The following is a 23,645-nucleotide window of genomic DNA, read 5'->3' as shown; positions in this document are numbered from 1 at the left end:
ATCCCGCATGCCCGTGCCCTCAGCCAACCCGCCCGTCGAGCGTCGGTCACTCCGCGAGGTCGCGGTCGAACGCATCCGCACGGCCATCTTCGACGGCACCCTCGAGCCAGGTGAGCACCTCAACGACGGCGAACTCCAGTCGTGGCTCGGGATCTCCCGCACGCCGATCCGCGAGGCCCTCAACGACCTCGCCCGCGTCGGCCTCATCGAGATGGCCGCACAGCGGTACACCCGCGTCGCCCTGCCCGACCCGGCACAGCGCACCGAGGTCATGCAGACGCTGGGCGCGATGCTCGGCGGTGTCGTCCGCGTCACCGTGCCCGGTCTCGGCGCGACGCAGAAGAAGGCGCTCGTCCGCGCGATCAACCAGGTGATCGTGGTCGTCGAGCAGCGAGACATGGCCGAGCACGGGCGACTCAGTTGGGAGCTCTTCGACGCGTTCATCGCCGCATGCCCGAACGCCACGCTCGTCGCGGCGACGAAGGACATCATCGACGGCCTCACCTACCGGTCCTCCGCGACCCGCACCGAGGAGAACACGGACTGGGCGGCCAAGGAGCAGGGCTATCCGGAGCTCCGTGAGGCGGTCGAGGCCGGTGACGCGATCGCCGCCGAACTGGCGGTCGAGAACATCTTCCGCCTCTCCACGCAGCTGTAGCCCCCTTTCGTCGGCCACCCTCCGACAGGCGGATCCTGAGCTTGTCGAAGGGCAGGGACCAGCGCCCGGTCACTGAGCCGACCTCCGGTCACTGAGCCGAACTTTGGTCACTGAGCCGAACTTCGGTCACTGAGCCGAATTCCGGTCACTGAGCCTGTCGAAGTGCCACCGCCCGCCCGGCGAACCCGACGAGGACGACGCCGCCGCCCACGAGCACCGACGTCGGCGGCAGCGTGAACATGAGGACGACGCAACCGACGGCGCCGAACACACTGACCGCGCGAGGGTACCGTCGGTGCTCGCGCGTCTGGCGGAACGCCGCGACGTTGGCGACCACGTAGTAGAGCAGCACGCCGAACGAGGAGAACCCGATCGCGCTCCGGAGGTCGATGAGCAGGACGAGGACGATGACGACCGCGCCGACGAGCAGCTCCGCCCGGTAGGGGGTCGCGAAGCGCGGGTGCACCGCGTCGAGCACCCGGGGCAGGTCGCCGGTCCTCGCCATCGCGAAGGCGGTCCGTCCGATGCCTGCGAACACGGCGAGGAGCGCCCCCAGACAGGCCGCCGCCGCACCGAGTCGCACCAGCGTCGCAGCCCACGGCCACCCGTTCGTCTCCACCACCGCGGCCAAGGGGCGCGCACTGGACGCGAGACCGTCTGCGCCGAGCGTGAGCAGCGACACGATCGCGACGGCCGCGTAGACGATCACCGCGACGGCGAACGCGATCCCGATGGCGCGCGGGATCGCCTTGGCCGGGTCGCGGACCTCCTCGCCGAGGGTCGCGATCCGCGCATACCCGGCGAAAGCGAAGAACAGCAACCCCGCGGACTGCAGCACGGCGAGCGGGCCGGCGTCGAACCCGAGCGACGCGAGTCCCGTCGAACCGGCGTCCGGTCCGACGAGGCCTGAGCCGACGACCACGGCGAGGACCAGGAGGACGGCCACCACGATCACCCGGGTCGCGGTCGCGGTGCGGGTGACCCCGAGGCAGTTGGTCACGACCACGAGGGCGACCGCGAGCGCGGCGACCGGACGACTCCACTCGGCCGGTGCAGCGTACGCGGCGAAGGCGACCGCCATGGCTGCGGCGCTCGCCGTCTTGCCCACCACGAAGCTCCATCCGGCCGCGAAGCCCCACCACGGCCCGATGAGTTCGCGGCCGTACAGGTAGGTGCCGCCGGCCGAGGGGAGTTGTGCGGCGAGTTGCGCGGAGGACATCGCGTTGCAGCAGGCGACGACCGCGGCGATCACGAGCCCGATGAGAAGTCCCGCGCCAGCGACCTCCGCCGCCGGCTGGAACACCGCGAAGACGCCGGCGCCCATCATCGACCCCAGGCCGATGAACACCGCGGCGCTCGTGCCCAGGCGTCGCTGCAGTCGGGGATCGCTCACCCGATCACGGTAGTGCCGTCAGGTGAACATCAGGGTGCTCTGGTCACCGACCTCGGCGGACGACGGTCTGCCGCAGCACGCGCAACAGGCCCAGGAAGCCGAGGAACCCGATGAACGCCGCGATCAGGTCGAACACCCGGAGGCCGCCGGGGAGGACCGGGCCGGCACCGGTGACGACGAGGACGACGGCGATCACGAGGGCGGCGATCGAGATCAGGGTTCCCACGATCTCCGCGGTCACACCCTCCACGAGCCCCTTCGCCGGTTCATCGGCGAAGCCCTTCAGCGTCACGCCGACCGTCCCGTCCTCGAGGCCGGACAGCAGCGAGTCGAGTCGGCGCGGGAGGTTGCGGGCCAAGGCGGCGGTGACGGCGGCCTGCGCCTGCAGGGTGACCGCCGTCTGCCGGATGGACTGCGAGCGGCGGAGCAGGCGCGGGACCATCGGGAGGGCCTGTTCGAACATGTCGAAGTCGGGGTCGAGCGCTTTGAGGCACCCTTCGAGGGTCGCGAAGCTGCGGAACGCGGCGGCGAGGTCGCCGGGGAGCGCGATGTGGTGCTGCCGGATGACGTCGAGGAGTCGGCTGAAGATCGAGCCGTCGCCACCCGGGCGGTGACGTTCGGTCGTGATGACGATGCCCACGTCGTGGCGCAGGGCGTCGAGGTCGGCGTCCTCGGGCAGGTCCACGATGAGCAGGAGGGCGTCGGTCGCCGCGATGTCGTCCTCGCTGACGGTCGCGAGCATCACCGCGGTGAGTCGTTGCCGCTGGCTGCGCTCGATGACGCCGACGGCCCCGAAGTCGATCAGCCCGAGCGATCCGTCCTCGCGGAGGATGACGTTGCCCGGGTGGAGGTCGGCGTGGAAGACGCCGTGCACGAGGATCTGTTCGAGCACGACCTCCATGAGGCCGGTCGCGAGGGTCTCGCGTTCCTCCTTGGGGATGGTCGCGATGCGGTCCCGCGCTCGACTGAGCGGTAGCCCGTCGACGAGGTCCATGGTGAGCAGGCGGGCGCCGGATGCCGCCGGATAGACGCGTGGGACCGTGATCCGGACGCCTTCGTCGCGCTCCTCGCGACGCTTCAAGGTGCTGCGGATCATCTCCACGTTGCGGGCTTCGATCCGGTAGTCGAGTTCTTCGAGCAGCGTCGAGGTGAAGGCGCGCGCCACGGAGGCGAGGCGGAGGTCCTGCCCGAACTTGGTGTGCGTCTCGGCGCGCTCGGCGAGGCGGACGACGATGTCGGCGTCTGCCTCGACCTGCACGCGGGCGGCCGGTCGCTGGACCTTCACGACCACGGGGGTGCCGTCGAGCAGCTCGGCGGTGTGCACCTGGGCGACGGACGCGGCCGCGAGCGGCTCGGAGTCGATCGACGCGAACACGGTGTCGATCGGTGCGCCGAGTTCGGTCTCGATGACGACCTGGACCTCGTGCCACGGGAGGGTGGTCGCCTCGGACTGCAGCGACGCGAGGGCGCTGAGGTACGGCTCGGGCACGAGGTCCCGTCTCGTGGAGAGCACCTGTCCGAGCTTCACGAAGGTGACGCCGGAGTCGTTGATCGTGGCGATGATCGCGTTGGCACGCTGCTCGCTCGTGGTGAGTTCGAGCTGGACGCGGGATCGGCCGTGCACGAGCCAGCCCGCGCCGTGTCGGGATGCGATGGCGAGGATCTGCAGGTATCGCCTCGTCCGTCGCCGTCGTCTGATCGCGGAGCGGACGACGTCGATCGGGTTCATCAGCGGCCGGGTCGGGATGATGACCTCGATGGCGACGAGGACACCGAGCCCGAGGGCGAAGATCCAGCCGATCGCGAGGAGGGCGACGGCGATCGCCGCGAAGGCCGCCCGAGCGTCCCCGGCCTCACCGGGCTGGACCAGGCCGGTCTGTTGCAGCAGCCAGTTCACGAACGGTGGGCCGGTGACGAACACGACGAGCCCGACCAGGATGCTGCGTGGCCAACCCACCGGGGCATCGAGCACGCGTCGAGCGGCGAACCCGAGGAGCAGCGCCGACACGACCGCCAGCACGATGGTGAGTGCGTCAGTCAGCATGCGGCATCCCCTCGTGGTTCGAGCGGTCGTCTCGCCCCGCTCGCCAGCGTATCCGGCCCGGCTGAGCGAGCGCGAGCGCTGATGCGCTCACCGAGAGCGCACAAGACGCTCTCAAACGCGGTCGCAGTGAGCATCTTCCGCACTCTCGGAGGGCGGGCGAGGTCATCCCGCCTGGAATGCTCCCGCCTCGGTGTAGGCGTCGAACAGGCGCAGGACCTCCACGGTCGGACCGTGCATCGGGGTGGGCGGGGCGATGAGCGGAGCCCAGCGGAACTCGACGACCTCGTCCACCTCGGCGTGGAGCGAACCAGTCCACAAGCGTGCAACGAAGCACATCGCGAACGCATGGACCCGGTCGCCGTTCGGGTAGTCGAGGACGTGGTGTTCGGCGGCTGAGAGACAGGCGAACGGCTCGAGGTCGTGCTCGTCCACTGACAGACCGGTCTCTTCGGCGAGTTCGATGACTGCGGTCTGCGCGAAGCTGCTTCCGGGCTCGCAGCTGCCGGCCGGTATCTCCCACAGGCCGGTGTCGACCCGCCGCTGGAAGAGTGCGTTCCCCTCGCTGTCCAGCACGAGCACCTGCGCACCCGGGAGCGCGAGGAGCCGATGCCCCACGAGCTGCCGCAGCTCCCAGAGATCGCTTCCGACATAACCCATGCGCGGGAGTCTAGGTGGCTCAGGTCCTCGGGCGAAGCGTCACCCGACGGCGACGCGACGGCGGATGAGTTCCTGCAGTTGCTCGTCACGTCGGTCGGCGTCCGCCCTGACCATCGCGCGCAGTGAGGAGTCGTACACGGACGCCGCTTGCTCCGGCTCACAGTCCAGGACGGCTGCGATGCGCTCCAACGCCTCGTCGTCCGACACCGCGCTCCCGACCACCTCGGCGATCTCGGGCCAGGACCGGCGGGCGCCGACTCGCAGCTGCTCTGCTTCGATCTGTCGTTCGAAGGCTCGGCGCTCGCTCGCGGGGTCGGCCCGGTGACGGTTCTGCTTGGCGACCTGACGCGCCACCATCTCTGCAGTCAGCTCGACACGCAGCGGCTCGGCGAGGCGCAGGCTGAGTTCGACGACCACGACGTGCAGATCGTAGGGGCCGGGCCGCAATGACGACGGGTCGGACTGCAGTTGCAGCTGCACCGGGACGCGGTTGTACTCCCCGGGGTCGAGCGGGACGGCGCGGCCCGCCGCGGAACCCATCCATCCGAAGGAGAACCCGGTCTCGCCTGGAGTGGTGAGTGCGCCGATGGCAAAGAACCCCTCGTCGGTGGGCGTCCATCTGGTGGTGCCCGCGTTGACGATGTCGATGACGAGCTCGCTCGGGTCGGCCAGCTCCGCGATGAACCGTGGCCATCGCAGCACCAATCCCTGTCGGCGCTCCGCTCGGCTCGGTCGCACGTCCAAGGTGTCCGGGTGCACGCGCACCACCGGAGGCCGCTCTCCCTCATGCACCTGTGCCAGGCGCCAGGTCCGGTGGTCCGCATCGACCGGCGAACCGAAATACACCGCACCGCTCTCCAACCGGCGGAGCACCCGCCAACCATCCGAGGGCGCATCGGTGGTCGTGGTCTCTTCGATGCCGAAGGCCAGTTCCTCCGCCAGCTCCGAGAGTGCCGTGCCGTCGCCGGCGAGTGCGTCGCCGTCGACCTCGAGGTCCCCGATCCGCGGTGCAGTGTCCATGGAAGCCATGCCCGATGGTCTCATGACGACTGTCTCACGAGAGCGCAGCAGACGCGCTCCAGGGGCGGATGTGAGCGCATCTACAGCGCTCTCGCGGAGCGCGTTCAGGTGTCGATGCGGTGGTCCTGGATGGACTCGTAGGTGACGCGGAGGGACTCGGCAGCGGCGTCGTAGCGACGTTGGGCGACCCGGATGAAGAGCAGGTCAACGAGCGCGAGCTGGGCGATGCGCGACGACATCGCACCCGAACGGTAACGGCTCTCCCTCGCCTGCGTCGCGAGGACGAGGTCGCACCGGCTGGCGATGGGGGAGTCGGGGAAGTTCGTGATGCACACGGTCGTCGCGCCGGCGGCCCGCGCGAGCTGCATCGCCTGCTCGGTCTCGACCGTGAGCCCGGAGTGCGAGATGCCGATGGCGACCCCACCCGGCCCGAGGAGGGCGGCCGAGGGCAGCGCGAGGTGGGCGTCGACGAAGGTGTTGGCCGGCATGCCGATCCGGTAGAGCTTCTGGTGGAGGTCCTGCGCCGTGAGGTTCGAGGACCCGAAGCCGATGACGTCGATCCGTGGGGCGACGAGGAGGGCGTCGACGACCGCGTCCAGGGCGTCGCGGTCGAGTGAGCGGGCGGTGAGCTCGATCGCCTGCACCTCCTGGTACGCGACCTTCGCGACGACCGTCTCGACCGAGTCGTCCGGGTCGATGTCGGCGTCGTCGACCTCGAACCGGTCACGCTCCGCCTGCTCGCGACTCGTGGAGGTCGCGACGGCGACCCGGAACTCCCGGTAGCCGGTGTACCCGATGGTCTGGCAGAACCGCGCGACGGTCGCCTGGGAGGTGCCGCACGCCTTCGCGAGTTCGGTGATGGTCAGCTCGACGACGAGCGAGGGGGTGCCGATGATGGTCTCGGCGACGCGCGTCTCGGCGGCGCTCAGACGAGGGATCGCCTGGCGGAGCACGAGCAGCGCGTCAGTGGACATCCGGCGCGGCCCCCGTCGGGTCTTCGACGGCGTGCGCTGCGATGGCCGCGCTGAGGGAGCCGTCGCCGCCACGGAGGCGGGCGACGGCTTCGTCTGCGGCGATGCCGGTCACGAGGACGAGGATAGCGGCCTTCACCCAGCCGTCCACGGATGCGAGCGTCTTCGCGGCCGTGGCGGCGTCGACGTCGGTCGCCAGCATGACCGTGCGTTCCGCCCGCGCCCGCAGCTTCTCGTTCGTGGTGAGGAGGTCGACCATGAGGTTCCGGTACGTCTTCCCGAGCCGCACCATCGTGATCGTCGACAGCATGTTGAGCACGAGCTTCTGCGCCGTCCCCGCCTTCAGCCGGGTCGATCCCGTGAGGAGCTCCGGACCGACGACCGCCTCGATGCCGATGTCCGCGTCCCGGGCGAGCGGGGAGCCGGCGTTGCACGACAGGCCGATCGTGATCGCACCGATCGAGCGCGCGTACTCGAGGGCGCCCAGGACGTAGGGCGTGCGGCCGGACGCGGAGACCCCCACGACGGCGTCGTCCGCGGTGATCGACAGCGACTCCAGATCCGCTCGACCGAGGTCGTCGCGGTCCTCGGCGTTCTCCACCGCCTGCTGGATGGCGCCCGGACCACCCGCGATGAGCCCGACGATGAGGCCGGGGTCGGTCCCGAACGTGGGTGGCGCCTCACTCGCATCGAGGATGCCCATCCGTCCGGCGGTCCCGGCGCCCAGGTAGACGAGTCGTCCGCCCCGGCGAAGGCGCTCGACGATCGCTTCGACGGCCTCGGCGATCTCGGGTTCCACGGCCGCGATGGCGTCGGGGACGGAACGGTTGTCCTCGTTCATCGCGGTGACGAGTTCCCGGGTGGAGAGGGCGTCGAGGTCGGGGTGTCGTTCGTTCACCTGCTCCGTCGAGAGCGTGGCGAGCTCGGCGCGGATGGTGTCGCGTTCACCGGTCCCTGAGCCTGTCGAACGGTGGGCGGCCGAAGCGTCCTCAGGCTGCGTGGACATCGTCGCGCACGACCCTTCCGTCGTAGGAGATCGCGGTGTCGAGTGCGACGAGTCTGGCTCCGTCGAGTGCGTCACCGCGGGGTGCGACGAGGTCGACGCCGACCTCGTGCAGGGCCGTCGCGAGATGTGCGGCGACGTAGGGGTGGGAGGCAATCCCGCCGACGACGCACACGGCACCCGTGCGGGCAGCGGCGGCGCTGACAGCCAGATGGGCGCAGGCGGCGTCGACGATGTCCGCGGCGACCGCGTCGCCCTCCTCGGCTCGGGTGATGACCGTGGGCGCGAAGGTGCCGAGTTGGCGGGCCGGTGCTCCGGTGCTCGAGACCCAGCGGGGGAGCGCGGGGATCGAGCCGATGAGCGCCTCGGCGTCGGCGAGCAAGGTGGTGGCGGGGCCGCGGCCGTCGAAGGCGCGCATGCACGCCTCGAGGCCCTGCTGCCCGATCCACCGACCGCTGCCCTCGTCTCCGAGCCAGGGACCCCAACCGTCGATCTGCTTCACGGAGCCGCCGGCGTCGACGTCGAACACGACGGAGCCGGTGCCGGCGATGAGCACCGTGCCGGGACCACCGGCGAACGCACCGGCGTGGGCCGCGAGTGCGTCGTTCACGACGGCGATCGTCGCACCGAGCGCCAGGCGCAGTTCGGCGGTGAACGCGGCGACCTCGTGCGGTGCCGCCTCCACCCCGGCGGCGCCGATCCCGACGTGCTCCACCTCGGCGAGGAGGTCTGCGGGGAGGTGCGCGACCGTTTCGAGGACTGCGCGGGCCGACAGCTCCGCGCCCTCGTGGTCGGCGAGGCCCGGTGCCCCGTGGCCGCGCGCCTCCGCGAGGACGGTCAGACCGTCGCCGGATCCGCTCGTGATGCGGGCGCGGCAGGAGGTCTTCCCGAGATCGATGGCGAGGACGGGTGCTGCGAGGTGGTTCATGATCCGTTCCGGTGGTGCTGGTCGTGCAGGTGGTGCGTCGGCGCCGCGGCGGAGGCCGCGGACAGGAGTTCGGTGACCCGGTCGGCGGACGCCCGGGAGGCTGCGAGCGTGTCGATCACCGGCAGGGGGAGGACGGCGTCCTCGGAGAGCGGCAGTCCGACGCTCACGACGACGGCGTCCGGCCGGACCAGCGCGACACGGTCCACCGCGAGCCGCTGCGGGGTGTCGCCGCCGAGGCGGTCCGCGAGGAGGACGACGCCGTCGTCGGCGGGGACCGTCTCGAGCAGCAGGGCCAGCTCGTCGGAGGCGGGCGCCTCGGCGTGCGGATCCGGTGTCCGGAGGCTCGGGCCGGCAGCGAGCCGGGCGACGGCGAACCGTTCGGCGAGCGATTCGGCGAACGGATCGTGGGCCGAGGCGACGGCGAAGGTCGGTCGGTCGCGGAGGTCGACGAGGGTGATCGCCGACGCGTCGATCGCGACCTCGCCCCGGACGCGCACGACCCGGCGGATGGCGTCGGAGAAGGGCCCTTCGACAAGCTCAGGGACCGGTGACCGCTCGGGGACCGGTGACCGCTCGGGGGCCGGTGACCGCTCGGGGGCCGGGGACTGCCCGGGGACCGATTCCTCGGTCCCTGAGCCTGTCGAAGGGCTGACGGACCGTGCGAGCCACGCCACCCGGGCGGCCGCGCGCTCGACGATCGCTCGATCGAGCTCACCGTCGGCCACAGCGGCGCAGACCGCCTCGAACACCTCGAGGTAGTCGTCCTCGTCGGTCGTCGCGCCCTGCTTCGGCCCGAGGTTGGACGGGTTGCCGATGCAGAGCAGATCGACCCCGGCCTGGAGAGCGAGGACCGCCCCGCGTCCGGAGCCGGTGGTGGAACGGATGGCGGCCATGTCGAGTGCATCGGAGATGATGACACCGTCGAAGCCGCTCTCGCGCAGCCGGCGGAGGGGGATCGGGTTGAGTGTCGCCGGGGCGTCACCGAACGCCGGGACGACGATGTGCGCGGTCATGACACTCGCGACGCCGGCGGCGATCGCCGCGTCGAACGGTGGCAGATGCTCGGCTTCGAGCTCCGCCAGGTCCAGGTCGATGCGGGGCAGATCCAGGTGCGAGTCGCTCGCCGTGTCGCCGTGTCCGGGGTAGTGCTTGACGCACGCGGCGACCCCGCCGGTCTGCAATCCGTCGACCATCGCGGCGACGTGGCGGGAGACGAGGTCGGCGGTGGGCCCGAACGAGCGCACCCCGATGACCGGGTTCGCGGGGTTGGTGTTCACGTCGGCGACGGGCGCGAGCGCGACGTTCGCCCCGGCCGCGTGGAGCCGCTCGGCGAGTGCAGCGCCCACAGCGCGCGTCGTCTCGACGTCGTCGAGTGCACCGAGCTGTGCATGCCCGGGCAGGGTCGAGCCCGTCTGCGCCTCCAGGCGGGAGACGTTGCCGCCCTCCTCGTCGACGCCGATGAGGACCTCGGGCCGGTGGGCGCGGAGTTCGGCCGACAGTGCCGCGACCTCCGCCGGGTCCGAGGAGAGGTTCTGCCCGAAGTACACGACGCCCGCGAGGCCGCCGTCCAGTTCGCGCAGCAGCCAATCCGGGGCGGTCCGGCCGAGGAACCCCGGCCAGAGGACGCCCCGGACGAGCCGCGCGACGTCTGGGTCGATCATCCCTTCACCGCTCCGGACACCAGTCCGCCGGAGAGGCGGCGCTGTACGAGGATGAAGAAGATCATGACCGGGATCGTGATGATGGTCGACGCCGCCATGACCGAACCCCAGTCGTTGGAGTTCAGGCCGAAGAACTGTTTGAGGCCGATGGCGACCGTGTAGTTCTCCGTCGAGCCGCCGAGCAGGGTCATCGCGAAGATGAACTCGTTCCAGGCCGTGATGAAGCTGAACACGCTCGTCGCGACGAGGCCCGGGGCCACGAGCGGGAGCATGATCGAGCGGAACATGCGCCACCAGCTGGCACCGTCGAGGAAGGCCGCCTCTTCGAGCTCCACCGGCACCGCCGCGACGAAGCCGCGGAGCATCCAGATGCCGAACGGCAGCGCGAGCGCGACGTACACGATGATGAGCCCGAGCAGGGTGTTGAGCAGCTGCAGGTCGCGGATCTGCACGAACAGCGGGATCACGAGCGCCTCGAGCGGCACCATCTGCACGACGAGGATCATGAGCAGCACCGCGGTGCGGAACTTGAACCGGAAGCGGGCGACCGCGACCGAGGCGAGGAGCGCGACGGCCGCCGAGATGAGCACGGTGGCGGCTGCCACGATCGCGGAGTTGCGGAGGAAGACGCCGAAGCCGCCGTCGGTCAGGACCGACTGGAAGTTCGTGAGCGACAGTTCCTTCGGGAAGAACGACTGTCCGCCGCTCGACGCCTGTGCGTCGAACGCGCTCGACAGCATCCAGTACGCCGGGAACAGCGTGAAGACGAGCAGCAGGGTGACGAGGATCGCCTTGACGGTGTTCGAGCGGATCTTCCGACCGCTCGCCTTCCGGTGCATCGGGACCTGCGGCGTGGCGGACCGGTCGATGCCCGGCTTCTGAGCCGGTCGACGGTCTGCGGTGGGGGCCGGAGCCTGGGTGGTCACAGTTCGTCCTCCTTCATGAGGGCGCGGATGTAGACGATCGTGATGCCGAGCAGGACGAGCGTCAACAGCACCGCGATCGCGGAGCCGAAGCCGTAGCGGTTCTGTCCGAAGGACTCCACGTACGACCACACGCCGAGGTTCAACACCTCGCGGTTCGAGCCGGAACCACCCGGCATGAGGTAGATCTGCGCGAACACCTTGAAGTCCCAGATGGTCGACAGGATGATCACGACCGAGAACACCTGACGCAGCGACGGGAAGGTGATCTGGAAGAAGCGACGGAACGCGCCCGCCCCGTCCATCTCGGCGGCTTCCAGCATCTCCTTGGACACGCCGAGCAGGCCGGCGAGGACGGTGATGGCCACGAAGGGGAAGCCGTGGTGGATCACGTTCAGCAGCGCGATGCCGTAGAACGTGAACTGGTTCGTGAACCAGTTGAAGGGCTCGTCCATGAGCCCGAGCCCCATGAGCGTCTGGTTGACGATGCCGCGGTCGGCGTCGAAGATCCAGACCCAGACGTAGGTGCCGGTGACGGCGGGCATCGCCCAGGCGACCATGATGGCGCTGCCGACGATGGTGCGCCAGAAGGAGCCGAGGTTCGCCATGAGGAGGGCGACGAGGGTGCCCAGGACGACGGTACCGATGACGGCCGCGGCGGCGAAGAGGACGGTGTTCGGGAGGACGACGGTCCAGAGGGTCGGGTCGGCGAAGACCTCGGCGTAGTTCGCGCCGCCGTTGAAGTTGGTGTCGCCGCTGACGATCTCGCGCAGGCCGTAGTCCTGCAGGGAGAACAGGACGACGCGGATGAGCGGCCAGAGGAGGAGCACGGCGAGGATGAGGAGCGCCGGCGTGAGCAGCAGCCAGGGGCGGGTGCGCATCAGGAGGCGCAGCCGCTTGGGGGAGGGGCCCCCGGCCACCCGCGAAGCGGGGGCTTCGCGGGTGACCGTGGGCGGGGTGAGGGTCGACACGATCGGCTACTTGCCGTTCATGATGTCGTCCATCTCCTTGGCGGCGTCGGTCGTCGCCTGGTCGACCGACTTGCTCCCGGAGAGGATGGCCTGGATCATCGCGTTGGTGGTCTTCTTCGCCTGCACCGCACCGAACTTCGGGGTCACGGGGAGGGAAGCGCCGCCGTCGACGAACTGCTCGGCGAAGGGCTTCACCAGCGGGTCGTCGCTCTCGGTCGAGTCGCTGAGGAGCGAGGTCTGGCCGGGGAAGTACCCGGTCTGCTCGGCCCACTCGGAGGCGAACTTGCCGGTGGTCATCATCTCGATGAACTGGAACGCGAGGTCCTTGTTCTTCGAGGTGTTGAACATGCTGAGGTGGGAACCACCGAGCACGGAGGGCGACATGCCGCCGTCTTCACCCGGGATCGGGATGGCGGCGAACTTGCCCTCGAGCTCCGGGTTCTTCTGGACGATCGTCGCCGGGGTCCAGGAGCCCATGATCGCCATGGCGACCTTGTCCTGCACGAAGTTGTCGAGGACGTCGGTCTCCTTCCAGGTGGTGGCGCCCGAGGAGGAGAGGTCGTACTTGGTGGCCAGGTCGGTCCAGAACTGGATGCCCTTGCGCGAGTCGTCGCTCGCGAGACCCGACTTCCAGGTGTCGCCGTCGAGCTCGGAGACCTCGCCGCCGGCGCCCCAGACCCAGGGGTACGCCGTGAACTCGGCGTCACCGGGGACGGGGAACGGGATCATGTCGGGCTTGGCGGCCTTGATCGCGGTGCCGGCGTCGATGATCTCCTGCCAGGTGGTCGGCGCCTTGAGGCCGAGCTCCTCGAAGACGTCGGTGCGGTAGACGATCGAGCGGACGCCGGCGTACCACGGCATGCCGTAGAGCTCGCCGTCGTAGGTGCCGGAGTCGGCGAGGCCCTTGACGAGGTCGTCCTGCAGGCCGGCCTTGTCGACGTAGTCGCCGATGGGGGCGAGGGCGCCGGCATCGGCGAACTCGGCCGTCCAGGTGGTGCCCGTCTCGGCGACGTCGGGGGTGGTGTTCCCGGCGATCGACGTCACGAAGCGGTCGTGGGCGTCGGCCCACTGCACGTACTCGACCTTGAGGGTGGCGCCGGTCTCCTTCTTGAAGGCCGAGCCGACCTCCTTGAAGAAGGCCTCGGAGTCTGGGTTGGTGCCCTGCATGATCCAGACGGTGAGCGTCTGGCCGTCTGCCGAGACGTCGCCTGAGCCGGAACCGCCACCGGCACAGGCGGTGAGGCCGAGTGCCGCGGTGGCGAGGACGGCCAGCGGAAGGGTGCGCTTGCGCATGGTGCTGCTCCTCGATTCTGGGATCGGGAGTCCGGACCGTCGTTGGCCCGGGATCCGTGATGACCGGGAAACCGCGGTCGATCCCTGCTGTTTTCAGTGGGTGTGGAAACAGTATTCAATAAGTACAGGAAGCTTGCAAATATTTTCCAGCACTGCAACACGGTCGTTACCTGCGTGACGGACGTGTTTCACGAAGCTGCGAGAACCGTGTGTGTGGATGGCGGTCGGCCACCGCCGTCGTCAGGCCGTGCGGAGGATGATGACGCGCATCGTCGCGGCGGCCCGCTCACCGTCCTGCGCCTCAATCGCCGACGCGAGGTCCGTGTGCAACGCCGCGTCGTGGTGGTCGATGCCGTCGCCGGGCAGCTGGTCCACACGATCCCGGAGGGCCTCGTCGACGGCGTCGCCGACCCGGTCGAGGATCGGGTTCGCCGCCGCCCGTCGGATGAGGCGATGCAGCAGGAGGTCGGCCTCGAGGAACGCGATCGGATCCTGGCGAGCCGCCGCCGCGCGGAGTGCCTCGCTCGTCTCGCGGAGCTCACGGGCGTCGCCGTCGCCGCGTCGCTCGGCCGCGAGCCGTGCCGACTCCGGCTCGGTCGCCGTACGGAGCTCGCGGATCGCGAGGAGGGTGGAGTCCCGTCGTCCGCTCGCCAGAGCCCAGCGGAGCACTCGGGGCTGCAACCAGTCCCAGCTCGACGACGGCTGCACGGTGTGGCCGACGTGGGCCTTGCTGGCGAGGAGTCCCATGCCGGCGAGCACACGGGTCGCCTCCCGGACCACCGACCGTGAGTGCCCGGCGCGGTCGACCAGCTCGTCCACCGTGCACACCGTGCCGGCGGGCAGTCCGCCGTCGACGATGTCGGTGCCGATCCGGTCGAGCGTGCGTTCGAAGGCCGATGTCCCCGGTGCGCGACTCACGCCCGTGCTGACGGACGGGTGGGGGAGATCACGAGTTCGTCGATCCGCACGTGCGGCGGGCCGTCGAGGATGAACCGCACGGCGCGGCCGATGTCCCCGGGCGTCAGCATCGTCTCGCGCGCCGACGCGTCTGGCACCTGCGGCCGCATGGAGAGGAACGGGGTGTCGACGTCACCCGGGCAGAGGTGGGTGGCACCGACGCCGTGGAGTCCCTCCTCCTCGTTGAGGGTCGCGCAGAGCGAGGCGAGCGCGGTCTTGCTCGCACTGTAGGCGACGCCACCCTTGGTCGAGAAGCGCCAGCCGGCGAAGGAGGAGATGACGACGATCCGTCCCTGCGCGTCGCGGATGGTGGGCAGCGCGAGGTCGATCGTGCGGGCGACCGAGGTGAGGTTGGTGTCGACGATCGCGGCGAACTCCGTCATCGTCTGGTCGTCCCACCGGCGCCGAGGTGCGTTCAGGCCCGCCGCGGTGACGAGGTCGTCGACCGGGCCGAGCTCGGCGACGATGCGTTCATGGGCTCGGGCGAGCGAAGCGGGGTCCGTCGCGTCAGCCTCCGCGTCGACGGCCACACCGCCGGCGGAGGTGACGGCTTCCACCGTCTCGAGGAGCGCCTCGTGCCGCCGCCCCGTCACGGCGACGCGCCATCCCGCCTCTGCGGCCGACACCGCCACGGCCTGTCCCATACCGCTGCCGCCACCCGTCACCCAGAGCACTCGATCCGTCATGGCGCCAGTGTAGCGAGCCGGGCGACCATAAGTATGTTTTACTCGCCTGGTGCGCACGCGGCCGTCGGCATCGGGTCGACGCGTCGAGGGTTGCGCTCGGACGACGGGAGACACCGATGCTGCTGGACCTGACGGACCGACGGGTGATCGTGACCGGAGGTGCTCGGGGGATCGGGCTCGCCCTCGTGGAGTCCTTCCTCGCCGAGGGGTCTCGCGTCGCGGTGCTCGACCTCGACGTCTCCTCCCTCGACGCGCTCGTGGCAACCCACCACGGTGACCTCGTCGCCATCACGTGTGACGTGCGATCCGAGGACTCCGTGTCGAGCGCGGTCGCGGCGGCTGCCGCCGAGCTCGGAGGGATCGACGTCCTCGTGAACAACGCCGGGATCAACGTGCAGTCGTTGCTCGAGGAGACGAGCGACGCCGCGTGGACCAGGTGCTTCGACGTCAACGTCGGCGGCGTGTTCCGGGTGTCGAAGGCGGTCATCCCGTATCTGAAGGGACAGCGTTCCGGGCGCATCATCAATGCCGCGAGCTTCGCCGCAGTCATCCCGAGCGTCGGCAGCGCGGCCTACGCGGCGTCGAAGTCCGCGGTGGTGCAGCTCACCAGGGTCCTCGCGAGCGAGCTGGGACCGTGGGACATCACGGTGAACGCCTACGCCCCCGGCATGGTGCCGACGGCGATGAACGGTTTCGCCGAGCTCCCGACGGCGCAGCAGGACGAACTCCTCGACACACTCTCGGTGCGTCGTTGGGAGGAACCGGAGGACGTCGCGAACGTCGTCCGGTTCCTCGCGAGCGACCAGGCGGGCTACGTCACCGGGGCGCTGATCGACGTCAGTGGCGGCAAGTTCGCGACCCAGTTCCCAGCCCGCGCTCGCGCCTGATCAGGCTCTGGATCTGACAGGATCCGGGCGGTGGACAGGCCGGATTCGCGGGTGGTGGAAGCGACGGATGTCGGACCGACGCGCCCGGGAACGACGTTCCCGGGCCCGGATTCGCAGCCAGCGCGAAGGCCGCTTACGATACCGTGGACGGCACATCCGGAGGCCCGCTGCGCGGGTCGGCGGAGGGCCGTCGAGTGGGCTGACCGGGGCAGGTCCACAGCCGCAGGATCGTCGGGATCACCATCTGGAGCAGAGGAGTTCGGTCAGCCGTGGCTTCACGAGTGCACGAGTCGGAACGTCGCCGTTCGCGCGATGCGCGTCGAGGGCGCCACCGTGCCTCAGCCCAGATCGAACCCTTCACCCGCGGGTTCAGCGCCCTCGGTGAGCTGGCCGCGTCGGGCGCGCAGGTCAGCCTCCGGATCAACGACATCACCACCGGCGAGATGCTCATGTCGGCCGACGACCACGTCGTCGTGCCCACCGCCTCGATCGGCAAGGTCCTCCTCCTCATCGAGGTCGCGGCCCGCCTCGGCGACGCCGACTTCAGCGGCCTCACCATCCTCGACCGCGAGCCGCTCGACGCGGTCGCCGACTCCGGGATCTGGCAGCACCTCCAAGCGCCGTCCCTCCCGGTCGCCGACCTCGCGGCCCTCGTCGGCGCGACGAGCGACAACCTCGCCACGAACGTCCTGCTCCGCCACATCGGTCTCGACGCCGTCCGCCACCGTGCCGAGGAGATCGGGCTGAAGCGCACGGCCCTCCTCGACATCGTCCGCGACCACCGCGGCCCCGACAACGCACCGCAGCTCTCCGTCGGTTCCACCCGCGAACTCGCCTGGCTGTTCCAGGCGCTCGCGACGGGCGAGATCGTCGACGCCACCACGAGCCGCCGGGTCCTGGCCTGGTTGTCGCTGAACACGGACCTCTCGCTCGTCGCCTCGGGCTTCGGGCTCGACCCGCTGGCCCACCGTGAGCCCGACCACGGCATCCAGCTCTTCAACAAGACCGGATCCGGGGTCGGTGTGCGAGCCGAGGCGGGCATCCTCCGAGGCCCGAACGGCGCCGTGAGCTACGCCGTGTGCACGAGCTACGACGACACGGAGCTCGGCACTCGCCTCGGGGTGGTCGACGCCGTCCGGATCCTCGGCCAGGACCTCCTCGAGTACGTCCACTGAGCCGGTCTCGCTCCTCCGGTCCCTGAGCGACCGGTCCCTGAGCTTGTCGAAGGGCAGTCCGGTGCTGAGGCTTTCACCCTTCGACAGGCTCAGGGACCGGACCCCGCCCTCCACTCAGTCGATGAGCCCCGCCGCCGCCAGGCGTTCGAGCACCTCACGCCCCGCGGGCGGGCAGCGGTCGAGTGACTCCGTGCCCACCCAGTGGACCGCGCTCACCTCGGCGGAGGGCGTCGGTGTCTCGTCCGTCTCTGCCGCGAAGACGTGCATCCGCACGAGCCGGCCGCGGGGCTCGCCGTGCGCCTGCGTGACCACCGTGAACAACGGCGAGACCCGCGCCGGATCGATCTCGACCGCGACCTCCTCGCGTGCCTCCCGGACGGCGGCCTCGGCCGGCGTCTCGCCCGCGTCGATCTTCCCGCCGGGCATGTAGAGGACGTCACGACCGCGAGCGGTCACCATGAGGACCCGCCGTCCGCGGACGATCGCGACCGCGGACACGAGGATGTCGGGGAGCGGGCTGCCCGAGCCCGCGGGTGCACGGCTCACCGGTCGGCCGGGCTCTCGGGGTCGAGCGCGGGCCGCACCCGGTCGGCGAACCCGTCGACGGCGAGTTCCACGGCGTCCTTGAGTTCGTCCGTGCTGAGGATCACGAAGTGGCCCGGCACCGGGAGGAGCACGTTCGTCGCTCCGGGCAGCACGCTGCTGGACGGCACGTGCGGGTCGAAGGTGCTGTAGATCGAGACGATGTCGGTGTTGACGTCGTGCGGGGCGCCGAGCGCGACGATGGTCTCGTCCGTCGGGAGGAACGCACGGAGGCTCGGGTCGACCACGTACTTCGCGAGCACCGATCCGGAGAACGGCGAGCAGATCGCGACGACCCCGAGCAGGCCCAGCCGCTCGCGTTCGGTGAGGAGCAGCTCCTTCCCGACGAGCCCTCCCTTGCTGTGCGCGACGATGACGCACCCTGCGGCGGGCTTCGGCAACCGCCCGAGCGCACGGGCGAAGCGGGCAGCCGTGTCGCGGATGGGTTTGCGGTTGTAGCCGAGGCCGCGCGCGATGCGGATCCGGTAGCCGTCGGCGTTCAGGCGGTCGGCCACCGGCTTCAGGAACGCCCAGGTCTCGTACACGCCGGGGATGAGGACGACGACCGGTCGACCCGCGTCGCCACGGGCGTACTCCTTCGGGATGCGCCCACTGAAGAAGGCCCGCGTGTGCCAGACGACCGAGTGGACCCAGTCGGCGGCGACGATCCCGGCGATGGCCAGCGCGCCAGGTCGCTCGGCGACCGGCGGGGCGTCGGCGAGCGAGACGTCCTCGGCTTCCGCCACCGATTCCTCGTCCATCCGCACCCCCTCGTCCATCTTGCCACCGCCCCCGGTGCGCGCCGCGCGAGCCCAGTGAACATCAGGGATCGCGGGTTACCCTGTGTTGACAAGGCGACGGCACGCTGCAAGCATGAGTCCGTTCGTCGAACCCCTATGCGCGAGGTGCACCTTCATGACTGATCCGAACTCCGGCCAGCCGAACGACCCATACGGTCAGAGCCAGAACCCCCAGCAGCCGGCCTACGGCGAATCGCAGGTTCCGCCGGCTCCGCAGTACGGGGAACAGGCGCCGCAGTACGGTCAGCCCTCGCCCTACGGCGAGCAGTCGGGCCAGCAGGCTCCGCAGTACGGCGAGCAGCCCAAGTACGGCCAGCCGCAGGCTCCGTACGGCGAGCAGCAGAACCCCTACGGTCAGCCCGCCGCTCCCTACGGTCAACAGCAGAACCCCTACGGTCAGCCCGCCGCTCCCTACGGTCAGCCCCAGGCGCCGTACGGCTACGCGCAGCCGACCGGCCCGAAGACGAACGTCATGGCGATCATCTCGCTCATCGCCCCGTTCGTCGGGTTCGGCGTCGTCGGCCTCGTGCTCGGCATCATCGCGCTCGGTCAGATCAAGCGCACCGGTGAGCAGGGCCGCGGCCTGGCCCTCGCCGGCACGATCGTGAGCGGCGTCTCGGTCCTCGTCGGCGTCATCTTCATCATCTTCTACGTCCTGCTCATCGCCGGCGCGATCGGTACCGCGAGCAGCTACAACTACGACTACTGATCCACGGCCTGCTCGGCAGGCGGATCATGACGGGCATCGGCATCGCGCCGGTGCCCGTCCGTCGTTCGAGCGCCCTTCGACAGGCTCAGGGACCAGGTGGCTCAGTGGGGTCGGAAGCCTAGGAGGCGGAAGCTGCCGAATCGGTGTCTGCGACCGGAGCGACGACCGCCGGCGCCTGGGGGACCTCGATACCGAAGAGCGTCTGCAGCGCCGTCGTGTACGCGGCCTGCTCGCCGTTGCGGGCGAGGTTCCGCGCCCGCACCGTCGGTTCGTGCAGCAGCACGCCGGCGAGGTGACGCAGTGCGCGGGCGGTCGAGCCGTCGTCGTCGCCACGCGCGGTCGCACGGGCGACCTCGGCCTCGACGAGCGCGTGCACGTGGCTGCGGAGCGCGACGACCGCGGGCTCGAGGCTGCGCTCCTCGCCGACCGCGGCGAACTTCTGCGCGGCGCGGCTGACGATGGAGCGCGCGACCTCGGTGGCCTGCAGCTCCTCGAGCGGCGCGTGGATGCGGATGGTCTCGAGGTCGAGCAGGACGACACCGGAAACGGTGGAGACGTCGGGGTCGACGTTGCGCGGCAGGCCGAGGTCGATGACGAGCTGGGCCGAGGCGTGCGGCACCGGGCACTCGGCGGCGGCTTCGGTGATGACGTCGTGGACGAGGGCGGAGACCCCGGTGGGCTCGGGAGCGGCCGGGGTGACCAGTGAGAGCGTCGGTGCGTCCGTGACCGCCGCGGCTCGTGCGCGGTGGTCGACGGCGACGGCCGCGCGCCCCGCGCGGAGCAGTTCGGCGTCGACGACGTGGCCCTCGGCGGTGGTGCAGGTCACGACGATGTCGACCTCACCGGTGGTGCGGGCGAGGTCGTCGTGTCCGATCCAGCCGATCTCGTGGGAGCGCGCGAACTTCTCGGCACGGCCGGACGGCGAGTACACGAGGACGTCGGTGACGCCGCGGTCGCGGAGGGCGGCGAGGCTCGCGCCGGCGTACGCACCGGTGCCGACGAGCAACACGCGCTGCGTGGCCCAGTCGTCGATACGGCTCTCCGCGAGGTCGAGGGCGAGACGCACGATGGAGCGCCCGGCGCGCCCGAGCGGCGTGCGGTTCTTGATGCCGCGGGAGGTCTGGGATGCGCGCTGGAACAGGCGCTCGAGTTCGGAACTGGTGGTGCCACCGGCGCGAGCTGCCTCGAGGGAGCGACGCACCTGGCCGGCGATCTCGCCCTCGCCGACGACGACGGACTCGAGTCCGGCCGACACGGCGAAGAGGTGCTCGGCTGCTGCGGTGCCGACGCTGAGGTCGAACACCTCCCGCAGCTGCTCGGCGGGGATGCCTGTGGTCTCGCTGACGGCCTCCGCAGCGGCCTCGAAGGCGACGGATGCGGCGGCGGTGACGGGCTCGTCGAGGTCGATGTACGCCTCGAACCGGTTGCAGGTGGCCACGACGACGGCACCCGAGACGCACTCGTGGTGCTCGACCAGGCGCGCGGCGACGCCCTCGGCACCGACTGAGAGTCGTTCGAGGAGGTCGAAGGTGGCGTTCTTATGGCTCGCCGTCACACACATGAGCACCCGACGAGTCTACCCGAGCGGGCACGTCGGCCTCTCCGGGAAGCCACCCAGGTGACCCTCACCCGATCGCACGCACGCCCCTCCCTCTCAGGGCGGAGATGGGAGGATGGAGGGGTGAGTCTCCCACCCGAACACCCCCTCGTCACCGGCGTGACCCGGTCGTCGCCGCTCATCACCGCGTACCGCGGCACCCGTCCCGAGCGGACGCCCGTCTGGTTCATGCGGCAGGCCGGCCGGTCGCTGCCCGAGTACCGCGAGTTGCGGATCGGGACGGCCATGCTCGACGCCTGCCTCGACCCGGCGATGGCGAGCGAGATCACCCTCCAGCCCATCCGACGGCACGGGACGGACGCGGCCATCTTCTTCAGCGACATCGTCGTGCCGTTGAAGCAGGCCGGCGTCGCGGTCGAGATCGTGCCGGGCCGTGGTCCCGTCATGGGGTCGGCGGTGCGGACGGCCGCCGAGGTCGACGCGCTCGTCGCGCTCGATCCGGCCGTACTCGACGACACACTGGCGCCCATCCGCGAGGGCGTCGCGCTCACCGTCGCCGGGCTCGCGGGGATCGGCGACGGCCGCACCCCGCTCATCGGCTTCGCGGGCGCGCCGTTCACGCTCGCCGCCTACCTCGTCGAGGGCGGGCCGTCGAAGGACCACCTCGCCGCCCGCACCCTCATGCACGCCGATCCGGACTCGTGGGCCAAGCTCATGGCCTGGTGCGCGGACGTCACCGGTCGCTTCCTCCGCGCCCAGGTGCTCGCCGGCGCGTCGGCCGCGCAGCTCTTCGACTCCTGGGCGGGGGCGCTCTCCCTCGAGGACTACGAGCGTCACGTCGCCCCGGCCTCCCGGGCCGCGCTCGCGCACGTCGCCGACCTCCCCGTCCCGAAGGTGCACTTCGGCGTCGGGACCGGTGAGTTGCTCGGCGCGATGCACCGGGTCGGCGCCGACGTGGTCGGGATCGACTACCGGCTGGCCCTCGACGAGGGCATCCGACGCCTCGGTGGCGGCGTGCCCGTGCAGGGCAACATCGACCCGGCACTGCTCGCCGCCCCATGGCCGGTCCTCGAGGCGCACGTCCTCGACATCCTCCAGCGCGGGACGGCGGCGCCGTCGCACGTCCTCAACCTCGGCCACGGGGTCCCGCCCGAGACCGACCCGGACGTCCTGACCCGCATCGTCGCCCTCGCCCACGATTGGCAGCCCGCATGAGTCTCGAGCCGAAGCGTCTCGTCGTCATCGGCGGTGGTGTGGCCGGACTCGTCGGCGCGGTCGACTGCGCCAAGGTCGGCATCTCGGTCACGGTGGTCGATGCGCAGGAGTCGTTCGGTGGCGCGCTCGCGGCCGCCGAGGTCGCGGGTCTCCGCGTCGACGTCGGTGCCGAGAGCTTCGCGACGCGCGGTGGCTCGGTCGCCGAGCTCATCGAGCAGCTGGGACTGACCGACCGCGTCGTGCGTCCCAATCGGGCCGGGGCCTGGTTGCACGTCGCCAAGCCCGGGCAGCCGCAGCGGAGTGTCCCGCTCCCCAAGGCGGGGCTGCTGGGCATCCCGACGAACCCCCTCGCCGACGACGTCCGTCGGGTCATCGGTTGGAAAGGTGCCCTGCGCGCCTATCTCGACCGCATCCGCCCGCCGCTCACGATCGGCACCGAGCACAACCTCGGTGCGCTCGTCCGGAAGCGCATGGGCGCGGCCGTCCACGACCTCCTCGTCGCACCGGTCACCTCGGGCGTCTACTCGGCCGCTCCGGACGACCTCGACGTCGACCGCGCGGCTCCTGGACTGAACGCCGCGCTGACCCGCACCGGGGCGCTGTCCCTCGCCGTCGCGGCCCTCCGGGAGAACGCGCCCGCCGGTGCCGCGGTCGGTGGCCTCGATGGTGGGATGACCGTCCTCGTCGACGGTTTGACCGCGGAGCTCGAGCGGTGGGGGTCGGCGCTCATCACCGGCGTCGCCGTCACGGCGATCTCCCGGAACCCGTTCGACATCGACGTGGACGGACCGGGTGTCGGCCTCGGCGACGCCGGCCTCCCGCGGATGAGCGAGCGTCCCGCCGCCGCGGGCGCGTCGAAGGCCCCCTGGTACGTCGCCCTGACCGACGGTCGGGTGCTCGAGGCCGATCTCGTCCTCATCGCGACGCCCGAGCAGCCGGCCCGCAACCTGCTGGCCGACGTCGGGCCGGCGCTCCGCGACCTCCCCGCCGCCGGCGACGATGCGGGCGACCCGGTCCTGCCCGCGCCGATCGAACTCGTGACGATCGTGCTCGACGAACCGGCACTCGACGCCGCACCGCGTGGTTCCGGGCTGCTCGTCGCACCCGGCTCGACGCTCCACGCCAAGGCGCTCACCCACGCGACGGCGAAGTGGGCCTGGCTCGCCGACCGCGCGAAGGAGCATGGCGAGCACCGCCACGTCGTCCGCCTGTCCTTCGGCCGTCAGGGCGAGGCCGACGCGACGAGCGCGTTGACCGACGAGGAGCTGCTCTCGACGGCATTGCACGACGCGTCCGCGATGCTCGGCGTCCAGCTCGACCCGGGCAGCGTCCGCGGCTTCCACCGCATCTCCTGGACGGGGACGCAACCGACCGCCGCGCGCGGCCAGCGTGAACGCTCGACGGCCATCCGGGAAGCGGTGGCCGAGGTGCCCGACCTCGCGGTCACGGGTGCCTGGTTGTCGGGCACGGGGCTCGCCTCGGTGGTCCCCGACGCCCACGAGGCGGCGGCACGACTCCGCCATCAGGCGCTGCAGCGGTAGACGCGCCCATATG

The 23,645-nt window shown here is 70.7% G+C and carries 22 protein-coding genes; 6 read left to right on the top strand and 16 right to left on the bottom strand.

What is annotated here, in order from left to right:
- Nucleotides 1-7: 7 nt before the first annotated feature.
- On the top strand, nucleotides 8-658 hold the full coding sequence (locus tag QRN44_RS02030) for a GntR family transcriptional regulator (protein WP_064294938.1): 651 nt from the start codon (nucleotides 8-10) through the stop codon (nucleotides 656-658).
- A 145-nt stretch (nucleotides 659-803) separates the two neighbouring features.
- Here QRN44_RS02030 and QRN44_RS02025 read toward each other — a convergent pair whose 3' ends face one another.
- From QRN44_RS02025 to QRN44_RS01965, 13 genes are all read right to left on the bottom strand, one after another.
- The gene (locus tag QRN44_RS02025) at nucleotides 804-2,051 is read right to left on the bottom strand and encodes an APC family permease (RefSeq protein WP_285038159.1); all 1,248 of its coding nucleotides are present in this window, start codon (nucleotides 2,049-2,051) and stop codon (nucleotides 804-806) included.
- Nucleotides 2,052-2,094: 43 nt separating this feature from the next.
- Complete coding sequence (locus QRN44_RS02020; RefSeq protein ID WP_285038158.1) at nucleotides 2,095-4,095, bottom strand: ABC1 kinase family protein; 2,001 nt, start codon at nucleotides 4,093-4,095, stop codon at nucleotides 2,095-2,097.
- Nucleotides 4,096-4,257: 162 nt separating this feature from the next.
- A complete protein-coding gene (locus QRN44_RS02015; protein ID WP_285038157.1) occupies nucleotides 4,258-4,752 on the bottom strand; it encodes an NUDIX domain-containing protein in 495 nt (164 codons plus the stop codon).
- Between the two features lie 39 nt (nucleotides 4,753-4,791).
- Complete coding sequence (locus tag QRN44_RS02010) at nucleotides 4,792-5,772, bottom strand: hypothetical protein (RefSeq protein ID WP_285038156.1); 981 nt, start codon at nucleotides 5,770-5,772, stop codon at nucleotides 4,792-4,794.
- Between the two features lie 104 nt (nucleotides 5,773-5,876).
- On the bottom strand, nucleotides 5,877-6,746 hold the full coding sequence (locus QRN44_RS02005) for a MurR/RpiR family transcriptional regulator (protein ID WP_064294930.1): 870 nt from the start codon (nucleotides 6,744-6,746) through the stop codon (nucleotides 5,877-5,879).
- Nucleotides 6,736-7,749 (bottom strand): N-acetylmuramic acid 6-phosphate etherase, encoded by a 1,014-nt coding sequence (murQ, locus tag QRN44_RS02000; RefSeq protein ID WP_079003613.1) that lies wholly within the window; start codon nucleotides 7,747-7,749, stop codon nucleotides 6,736-6,738. Before murQ ends, QRN44_RS02005 begins: the two co-directional genes overlap by 11 nt.
- Nucleotides 7,733-8,674 carry an N-acetylglucosamine kinase gene (locus QRN44_RS01995; protein ID WP_285038155.1) on the bottom strand — a complete coding sequence of 314 codons (942 nt, stop codon included), beginning with the start codon at nucleotides 8,672-8,674 and terminating at the stop codon, nucleotides 7,733-7,735. The genes murQ and QRN44_RS01995 overlap by 17 nt, the downstream gene beginning before the upstream one ends.
- Nucleotides 8,671-10,335: a glycoside hydrolase family 3 protein gene (locus QRN44_RS01990; RefSeq protein WP_285038154.1), complete on the bottom strand. Its 1,665-nt coding sequence runs from the start codon at nucleotides 10,333-10,335 to the stop codon at nucleotides 8,671-8,673. The genes QRN44_RS01995 and QRN44_RS01990 overlap by 4 nt, the downstream gene beginning before the upstream one ends.
- On the bottom strand, nucleotides 10,332-11,174 hold the full coding sequence (locus tag QRN44_RS01985) for a carbohydrate ABC transporter permease (protein ID WP_064294955.1): 843 nt from the start codon (nucleotides 11,172-11,174) through the stop codon (nucleotides 10,332-10,334). The genes QRN44_RS01990 and QRN44_RS01985 overlap by 4 nt, the downstream gene beginning before the upstream one ends.
- Nucleotides 11,175-11,257: 83 nt before the next feature.
- Nucleotides 11,258-12,229, bottom strand: coding sequence for a carbohydrate ABC transporter permease (locus QRN44_RS01980; RefSeq protein WP_369808448.1), 972 nt, complete (start codon nucleotides 12,227-12,229; stop codon nucleotides 11,258-11,260).
- Nucleotides 12,230-12,235: 6 nt separating this feature from the next.
- Nucleotides 12,236-13,522, bottom strand: a complete 1,287-nt coding sequence (locus QRN44_RS01975) for a sugar ABC transporter substrate-binding protein (protein WP_121292087.1) — start codon at nucleotides 13,520-13,522, stop codon at nucleotides 12,236-12,238.
- A 240-nt stretch (nucleotides 13,523-13,762) separates the two neighbouring features.
- Nucleotides 13,763-14,440, bottom strand: coding sequence for a FadR/GntR family transcriptional regulator (locus QRN44_RS01970; RefSeq protein WP_285038153.1), 678 nt, complete (start codon nucleotides 14,438-14,440; stop codon nucleotides 13,763-13,765).
- Nucleotides 14,437-15,165, bottom strand: coding sequence for an SDR family oxidoreductase (locus tag QRN44_RS01965; protein WP_285038152.1), 729 nt, complete (start codon nucleotides 15,163-15,165; stop codon nucleotides 14,437-14,439). Before QRN44_RS01965 ends, QRN44_RS01970 begins: the two co-directional genes overlap by 4 nt.
- Before the next feature lie 116 nt (nucleotides 15,166-15,281).
- On the opposite strand from QRN44_RS01965, the gene QRN44_RS01960 reads away from it, so the two are divergent.
- Both QRN44_RS01960 and QRN44_RS01955 read left to right on the top strand, forming a co-directional pair.
- Entirely contained in the window at nucleotides 15,282-16,052 is a 771-nt protein-coding gene (locus QRN44_RS01960) for an SDR family NAD(P)-dependent oxidoreductase (RefSeq protein ID WP_285038151.1), read from the top strand.
- 269 nt (nucleotides 16,053-16,321) lie between these two features.
- A complete protein-coding gene (locus QRN44_RS01955; RefSeq protein ID WP_285038150.1) occupies nucleotides 16,322-17,227 on the top strand; it encodes a serine hydrolase in 906 nt (301 codons plus the stop codon).
- Between the two features lie 114 nt (nucleotides 17,228-17,341).
- Here QRN44_RS01955 and QRN44_RS01950 read toward each other — a convergent pair whose 3' ends face one another.
- Both QRN44_RS01950 and QRN44_RS01945 read right to left on the bottom strand, forming a co-directional pair.
- Nucleotides 17,342-17,773 (bottom strand): NUDIX hydrolase, encoded by a 432-nt coding sequence (locus QRN44_RS01950; RefSeq protein WP_285038149.1) that lies wholly within the window; start codon nucleotides 17,771-17,773, stop codon nucleotides 17,342-17,344.
- Nucleotides 17,770-18,570, bottom strand: coding sequence for an esterase/lipase family protein (locus tag QRN44_RS01945; RefSeq protein ID WP_121292095.1), 801 nt, complete (start codon nucleotides 18,568-18,570; stop codon nucleotides 17,770-17,772). Before QRN44_RS01945 ends, QRN44_RS01950 begins: the two co-directional genes overlap by 4 nt.
- A 154-nt stretch (nucleotides 18,571-18,724) precedes the next feature.
- Here QRN44_RS01945 and QRN44_RS01940 point away from each other — a divergent pair, with 154 nt between their 5' ends.
- Nucleotides 18,725-19,318 carry a DUF4190 domain-containing protein gene (locus tag QRN44_RS01940; RefSeq protein ID WP_064294920.1) on the top strand — a complete coding sequence of 198 codons (594 nt, stop codon included), beginning with the start codon at nucleotides 18,725-18,727 and terminating at the stop codon, nucleotides 19,316-19,318.
- A gap of 118 nt (nucleotides 19,319-19,436) precedes the next feature.
- Here QRN44_RS01940 and QRN44_RS01935 read toward each other — a convergent pair whose 3' ends face one another.
- Nucleotides 19,437-20,885 carry a glutamyl-tRNA reductase gene (locus QRN44_RS01935; protein ID WP_285038148.1) on the bottom strand — a complete coding sequence of 483 codons (1,449 nt, stop codon included), beginning with the start codon at nucleotides 20,883-20,885 and terminating at the stop codon, nucleotides 19,437-19,439.
- A gap of 114 nt (nucleotides 20,886-20,999) precedes the next feature.
- Here QRN44_RS01935 and hemE point away from each other — a divergent pair, with 114 nt between their 5' ends.
- Nucleotides 21,000-22,091, top strand: coding sequence for a uroporphyrinogen decarboxylase (gene hemE / locus QRN44_RS01930; RefSeq protein WP_285038147.1), 1,092 nt, complete (start codon nucleotides 21,000-21,002; stop codon nucleotides 22,089-22,091).
- On the top strand, nucleotides 22,088-23,632 hold the full coding sequence (locus QRN44_RS01925) for a protoporphyrinogen/coproporphyrinogen oxidase (protein ID WP_175118095.1): 1,545 nt from the start codon (nucleotides 22,088-22,090) through the stop codon (nucleotides 23,630-23,632). The genes hemE and QRN44_RS01925 overlap by 4 nt, the downstream gene beginning before the upstream one ends.
- The last annotated feature ends 13 nt before the right edge of the window (nucleotides 23,633-23,645 follow it).

Source organism: Plantibacter sp. lyk4-40-MEA-4, assembly GCF_030209415.1.
Classification (GTDB): Bacteria; Actinomycetota; Actinomycetes; order Actinomycetales; family Microbacteriaceae; genus Plantibacter; species Plantibacter flavus_A.
This window is presented reverse-complemented; position numbering and strand designations above follow the sequence as displayed.

Excerpts from the sequence above, each read along its gene's own strand:
- QRN44_RS02030 (WP_064294938.1), top strand. The coding sequence starts at position 8 with ATGCCCGTGCCCTCAGCCAACCCGCCCGTCGAGCGTCGGTCACTCCGC.
- QRN44_RS01925 (WP_175118095.1), top strand. The coding sequence starts at position 22,088 with ATGAGTCTCGAGCCGAAGCGTCTCGTCGTCATCGGCGGTGGTGTGGCC.
- QRN44_RS01965 (WP_285038152.1), bottom strand. The coding sequence starts at position 15,165 with ATGACGGATCGAGTGCTCTGGGTGACGGGTGGCGGCAGCGGTATGGGA.
- QRN44_RS01995 (WP_285038155.1), bottom strand. The coding sequence starts at position 8,674 with ATGAACCACCTCGCAGCACCCGTCCTCGCCATCGATCTCGGGAAGACC.
- QRN44_RS02010 (WP_285038156.1), bottom strand. The coding sequence starts at position 5,772 with ATGGACACTGCACCGCGGATCGGGGACCTCGAGGTCGACGGCGACGCA.
- QRN44_RS01975 (WP_121292087.1), bottom strand. The coding sequence starts at position 13,522 with ATGCGCAAGCGCACCCTTCCGCTGGCCGTCCTCGCCACCGCGGCACTC.
- QRN44_RS01940 (WP_064294920.1), top strand. The coding sequence starts at position 18,725 with ATGACTGATCCGAACTCCGGCCAGCCGAACGACCCATACGGTCAGAGC.
- murQ (WP_079003613.1), bottom strand. The coding sequence starts at position 7,749 with ATGTCCACGCAGCCTGAGGACGCTTCGGCCGCCCACCGTTCGACAGGC.
- QRN44_RS02020 (WP_285038158.1), bottom strand. The coding sequence starts at position 4,095 with ATGCTGACTGACGCACTCACCATCGTGCTGGCGGTCGTGTCGGCGCTG.
- QRN44_RS01960 (WP_285038151.1), top strand. The coding sequence starts at position 15,282 with ATGCTGCTGGACCTGACGGACCGACGGGTGATCGTGACCGGAGGTGCT.
- QRN44_RS01990 (WP_285038154.1), bottom strand. The coding sequence starts at position 10,335 with ATGATCGACCCAGACGTCGCGCGGCTCGTCCGGGGCGTCCTCTGGCCG.
- QRN44_RS02015 (WP_285038157.1), bottom strand. The coding sequence starts at position 4,752 with ATGGGTTATGTCGGAAGCGATCTCTGGGAGCTGCGGCAGCTCGTGGGG.
- QRN44_RS01945 (WP_121292095.1), bottom strand. The coding sequence starts at position 18,570 with ATGGACGAGGAATCGGTGGCGGAAGCCGAGGACGTCTCGCTCGCCGAC.
- QRN44_RS02005 (WP_064294930.1), bottom strand. The coding sequence starts at position 6,746 with ATGTCCACTGACGCGCTGCTCGTGCTCCGCCAGGCGATCCCTCGTCTG.
- QRN44_RS01985 (WP_064294955.1), bottom strand. The coding sequence starts at position 11,174 with ATGCACCGGAAGGCGAGCGGTCGGAAGATCCGCTCGAACACCGTCAAG.